1 rRNA gene is annotated in these 479 nt (G+C 57.4%); it reads left to right on the top strand.

The window, feature by feature from the left end:
* Window positions 1–479, top strand: a 16S ribosomal RNA gene (locus ACPYOM_RS22140); the annotation flags it as partial.

The following is a 479-nucleotide window of genomic DNA, read 5'->3' as shown; positions in this document are numbered from 1 at the left end:
GGTGTACAGGTGGTGCATGGTTGTCGTCAGCTCGTGTCGTGAGATGTTGGGTTAAGTCCCGCAACGAGCGCAACCCTCGTTCTATGTTGCCAGCACGTGATGGTGGGGACTCATAGGAGACTGCCGGGGTCAACTCGGAGGAAGGTGGGGATGACGTCAAATCATCATGCCCCTTATGTCTTGGGCTTCACGCATGCTACAATGGCCGGTACAAAGGGTGGCGAAGCCGTGAGGTGGAGCGAATCCCAAAAAACCGGTCTCAGTTCGGATTGGGGTCTGCAACTCGACCCCATGAAGTCGGAGTCGCTAGTAATCGCAGATCAGCAACGCTGCGGTGAATACGTTCCCGGGCCTTGTACACACCGCCCGTCAAGTCACGAAAGTCGGTAACACCCGAAGCCGGTGGCCCAACCTAAGCCCTTGTGGTGGTGGGGGGAGCCGTCGAAGGTGGGACTGGCGATTGGGACTAAGTCGTAACA

The organism is Monashia sp. HAY1-2A (assembly GCF_056755315.1).
Note: the sequence above shows the minus strand (reverse complement) of the source record. Positions and strands in the feature narration are given on the sequence as shown.